6 protein-coding genes are annotated in these 4,445 nt (G+C 67.9%); 3 read left to right on the forward strand and 3 right to left on the reverse strand.

The genetic code is table 11. The features are described from left to right. Positions 1–533 precede the first annotated feature (533 nt). The 3 genes from EET03_RS09915 (at position 534) to EET03_RS09925 (ending at position 1,577) form a co-directional block, all read left to right on the forward strand. A complete protein-coding gene (locus EET03_RS09915) occupies positions 534–761 on the forward strand; it encodes a type II toxin-antitoxin system VapB family antitoxin (protein WP_075542359.1) in 228 nt (75 codons plus the stop codon). Beyond that, a complete protein-coding gene (locus tag EET03_RS09920) occupies positions 752–1,153 on the forward strand; it encodes a PIN domain-containing protein (protein ID WP_075542358.1) in 402 nt (133 codons plus the stop codon). The genes EET03_RS09915 and EET03_RS09920 overlap by 10 nt, the downstream gene beginning before the upstream one ends. Before the next feature lie 133 nt (positions 1,154–1,286). After that, positions 1,287–1,577: a DUF1876 domain-containing protein gene (locus EET03_RS09925; protein ID WP_063472589.1), complete on the forward strand. Its 291-nt coding sequence runs from the start codon at positions 1,287–1,289 to the stop codon at positions 1,575–1,577. A gap of 33 nt (positions 1,578–1,610) precedes the next feature. On the opposite strand, the gene EET03_RS09930 is transcribed toward EET03_RS09925, so the two are convergent. The 3 genes from EET03_RS09930 to EET03_RS32970 form a co-directional block, all read right to left on the reverse strand. Continuing rightward, positions 1,611–2,927 carry a phosphoribosyltransferase gene (locus EET03_RS09930; RefSeq protein ID WP_075542357.1) on the reverse strand — a complete coding sequence of 439 codons (1,317 nt, stop codon included), beginning with the start codon at positions 2,925–2,927 and terminating at the stop codon, positions 1,611–1,613. A 48-nt stretch (positions 2,928–2,975) separates the two neighbouring features. Then, positions 2,976–3,227: a hypothetical protein gene (locus tag EET03_RS09935; protein ID WP_075542356.1), complete on the reverse strand. Its 252-nt coding sequence runs from the start codon at positions 3,225–3,227 to the stop codon at positions 2,976–2,978. Between the two features lie 402 nt (positions 3,228–3,629). Further along, the coding region (locus EET03_RS32970) for a hypothetical protein (protein ID WP_425271513.1) at positions 3,630–4,445 on the reverse strand (816 nt) is incomplete at its 5' end.

Consider the following 4,445-nt stretch of genomic DNA (forward strand, 5'->3'; position numbering starts at 1 on the left):
CACGGCCGAGGCCACCGACCGCGGCGCCGACCCACCACCGCTACGCAAGACCGCCACCGCCTACCGGCACGCCTTCACCGACCTCACCCGACGCGCCCGCCTGCCCACCTGAACAGCCGACAGCACCTGACCCTGCCCGCCATGGAAAGGCACCGATTCGAACACCCATCGAACAACACTTGACTCAGGATTTGCGGCTTCGCCGCTTGAGCTCACTAACCCGCACCCCTTAGCCCCGCAGCACACCCCGTCTGCATCCTGGCGAGGTTTGCTGGCGTAGCGCCGGAATTAGCAGCGCGCCTCGCGGGGAGCAAAGATTCCATCGCGTGGGGCGACCAGGTGACCGAAGGGCTGCGTCACCTCCGCTGAGCTGCTCTCCTCAAATGTCCATGTACGAAGTCGCCGCCATCACGTAAACACTGTGGGTTTGGCGGGGCAAGCAATTGCCCGACCCTGGTTGTGCAATTGCACGCGGGGACAACGCAAATGGCGTCGTAACGGATATGTACATATCGGATTGATAGTATGTACGCATGCGGAAACGGACGACGATCGAGATCGACGAGGACCTCCTGACGCGGGCAAAGCGCGCCCTGGGCTGCGCGACGACTCGGGCGACCGTCGAAGAGGCCCTGCGGAGAGCCGCCGCCGAAGCAGAACATGCGCAGGACGAGCGAGCGGCTCAGCAACGGCGTTACTTCACCCGGCTCGCCAGCCACGTCGACGAGAAGGTGCTCGGCTCGGAGGAGATGTGGCGCTAGCAAATTGGATCCTCGACAAGAGCGCGGCGGCGCGTGCGTCCGATCCCGTCATCGGCACCCAGCTCGCGGAACTGGCCGGGCGGTTGTTCATTTGCCTCGTCGGGGAGCTCGAGCAGCTCTACTCCGCCCGCTCGGCCCGCCATTACGACCAGCTGCAGGCCGAGCTGAGCGCTAGCTTCGACATTGTGGCGGCGCCACCTGACGTCCTGGAGCGAGCGATGGCGCTCCAGCGTGACCTCGCTCATCACCACGGAATGTGGCACCGCACCCCGATCCCGGACCTGATGATCGCTGAGACGGCTGTCTATCACGGCCTCGGCGTGGTGCACGTTGACCGTGACTACGCGCGGATCGCCGAAGTCCGGCCACTGACCGTCCGCCGCCTCGGCTAAAGGCCGTCGAACGGCGCCGCCGTTGTCGTGCGATCGCAGGCTACGCCCCGCCGACTCGTGACTTTTGCCTCTACTGGTCATAGGTTCGGCGGTGATCGCATCAATAGTGACTGCAGACATTAAGGAGACGGCGATGACCGACAACGCCGACAACGCCAGCAACGCCAAGTCCTGCCATGTCGACGTGCTGATCGAGGAGCGCGACGAACGAACCCGGGCCAAGGCGCGACTGGTCTGGGGCGATCACACACTGGTCGGTGTCGGCTTGGCCCGGCTCGACCCGGCCGACGAGCCGGTGGCCGAGATCGGCGACGAACTCGCGATCGCGCGGGCCTTGACGGATCTGGCGAACCAGCTGTTCGCGGTGACGTCGGCCGACATCCAGGCCAGCACGCACGAGCCGGTCACGGGTCTGCACCACTGAGTTGCCGGGAACTCAGGTCCGGGCGCAACCGCCTTACGGCCTGTTGCCGGCGAGGTGCTCGAGGAACCAGTCGCGCGCCAGGGTGGCCGCGCGTTCCAGGGTGCCCGGTTCTTCGAAGAGGTGAGTGGCGCCGGGAACCACCGCCAGCTCGCACACGGCCGGGATCGCCGCCTGCGCCTGCCGATTCAGTTCCAGGACCAGTTCGTCGCGGCCACCGACAATCAACAGGGTGGGCGTGTGTACGTCGCGCAGCGCATCGCCCGCCAGATCGGGCCGTCCGCCACGGGATACCACCGCCGTGACCTTGACCCCGGGATGTGCGGCCGCAACCAGAGCCGCGCCGGCCCCGGTGCTGGCCCCGAAAAAACCGACCGGCAGTGAAGCGGTGTCGGGCTGGCCGGCCAGCCAGCCGGTGACGTCGACCAGTCGCCGGGCGAGCAAGCCGATGTCAAAAACGTTGGCGCGGTTGCGTTCTTCCTCGGGTGTCAGTAAGTCGAGCAGCAGGGTGGCCAGCCCGGCCCGGTTGAGGACCTCGGCGACGTATCGATTGCGCGGGCTGTGTCGGCTGCTTCCGCTGCCATGAGCGAAAACCACGACGCCGCCGGGGTGTTCGGGAATGGTCAGCCGCCCGGCCACCGACACCGGTCCGGCAGTCACCCTAACCTCCTCGTCGCGCGGTGGCGGGTCACCGGCTTCGCGGTTCGCGCCGAATTCGGCGCGGGCGCGACGCAGCAGCGCCACCACCTCGTCGTCGGAGGTCTGGGTGAAGTTGGAGTATCCCTGGCCGACCGCGAAGTAGGGCACGGGTGTTTCCAGGCACACCACCTCGTCGGCGTACCCGGCGAACCGTTGGGCGATGTCCGTCGCTCCGATGGGAACGGCCAGGATCACCCGGCTCGCTCCCTGCGCACGGGCTACCTGGCAGGCGGCCTGCGCGGTGGCTCCGGTCGCGACGCCGTCATCGACGATCACCGCGATGCGCCCGTCGAGCGCGACCGGGACGTGGTCTTTGCGGAAGCGTTCCGCTCGGCGCTGCAGTTCGGCCCGCTGGGTGGTCTCCACCGCGGCTATTTCCCGGTCGGTGAGGTGCGCCTCGCGCACCACGTCGTCGTTGATGACCCGCACACCGCCCTCCCCGATGGCGCCGAACGCGAGCTCGGAGTGCGCCGGCACGCCGAGCTTGCGCACCAAGAGCACGTCGAGGGGAGCGTGCAGCGCCCGGGCGACTTCGAAAGCCACCGGAACACCGCCTCGCGGCAGACCCAGCACCACCACGTGGTGACCCCGTAAGAATTCCAGACGGCGCGACAATTGCCGGCCGGCGTCGACGCGATCCGTGAACTGCCTCATATTTTGAGTGTCCATTGCCTGATGGGTTGCCGGTACGGCCACAGGTCCCTAATTGTCAGGTTTCTTCTGCAGTCCTCGGCGCCGCACCCGGCACGTGGGATCGATCGTCGTGGTCGCGCCGCGCCCGACGAACTCCGGACCTTCAGCGGCACCGCGATCACCGCGCGGGATGCGGACGTATTCAACCGGGCCTTCGACGTCGCCCCCGCCGATGCTGGTTACCAGCGTCCTCACCGAGCACAATCGCCACCGGCCCCGGGCAGCGGCCAGCCTGCCGGGCCGATTGACGGTCGCTTGCACGATTAGATTGGGGGATTCAGCGCTAAACAAAATGCGCTCGGGTGGTCATGATGATTTACATGGCTGATGAGCACATCTCCAACGTGGATGTTGTTGTGGTGGGAGCCGGCTTCGCTTACCTCAACCTCACACGAACTCGTCATCGAAGGCGAGTCCTTACCGGCGCCGCCAGAAACCCATGTGCCCGCCAATCAGTTGACACCGCCAACCCAGACCCCGCATGCTCGATGACGACCCGGTGGTCCCATCCTCATGGCAATTCGGTGGTCCCATCCACGTGGCAAATGACATTCGAGGTGTTATTGGGATTTTGCATGGCAAATTTCTGAGACGCACTGACTATGACCTTCATTTGCACCTGCATAGCGGCGCGTCAAATCTAAGAAAATTTTCACAGGCTAATCAGAATCCCAAAACGGGCGCTTTTGCGCCGACGCTACCCTTGCCGCCGGTGGCGCCAGTGCTGCCGACTGCGCCGATGCTTCCAACAGGGCTGCCAGCTCCGCCGAGCCCACCGGCTGCACCGGCACCGCCGGTCCCGCCTGTGCCGCCAACACCAGGGGTGGCACCGTAAAGGGCAGTGCCGCCGCTACCGCCCTTGCCACCGATCCCGCCGGCGCCACCGCGCCCGCCCGCACCGCCAGGTGCGACCGCACCGATGGGGCCGGCCGGTCCATCAGGGCCTGCAGGACCGCCGGCTCCAGGCAATCCGGCAGGACCACCCATTCCGCCGGCGCCTCCCGCACCGCTGTTCCCGCCGACGCCACCGGTACCACCGGTGCCCGTGGCCACGGCTCCGCCGCCGACACCGCCGGTGCCGCCTATGCCGCCCGTGCCCCCGACACCGCCAATACCACCAGCGCCCGCGGCACCACCACGGCCATAGAGTCCGCCGTTTCCGCCGTTGCCACCCGCACCGCCCGGGCCGGCTGGACCGCCCGCCGCACCAGCACCACCGTCGCCACCGTCGCCGCCGTTCGCGCCGTACGAGCCGCCCAATCCACCGGCTCCGCCATTAGCGCCATTGGCACCTACGCCGCCCGCACCGCCGGCTCCGCCGGCGCCGCCGGCGCCCCCGTTGCCGCCCATGGATCCGCCGTGGCCGCCGTTTCCACCGACGCCGCCCGCGCCACCAGCCCCGCCCACGCTCCTGGCGCCGGCGGCGTCGCCACCGTCGCCGCCGGCACCACCCGGCGCGCCGGGTCCACCGGCACCGCC

The organism is Mycobacterium innocens (assembly GCF_900566055.1).
In the GTDB taxonomy this organism is placed as follows: Bacteria; Actinomycetota; Actinomycetes; order Mycobacteriales; family Mycobacteriaceae; genus Mycobacterium; species Mycobacterium innocens.

Coding starts and splice junctions, on each gene's coding strand:
- EET03_RS09925 (WP_063472589.1), top strand. CDS start 1,287: ATGACCGACAACGCCGACAACGCCAGCAACGCCAAGTCCTGCCATGTC.
- EET03_RS09915 (WP_075542359.1), top strand. CDS start 534: ATGCGGAAACGGACGACGATCGAGATCGACGAGGACCTCCTGACGCGG.
- EET03_RS09930 (WP_075542357.1), bottom strand. CDS start 2,927: ATGAGGCAGTTCACGGATCGCGTCGACGCCGGCCGGCAATTGTCGCGC.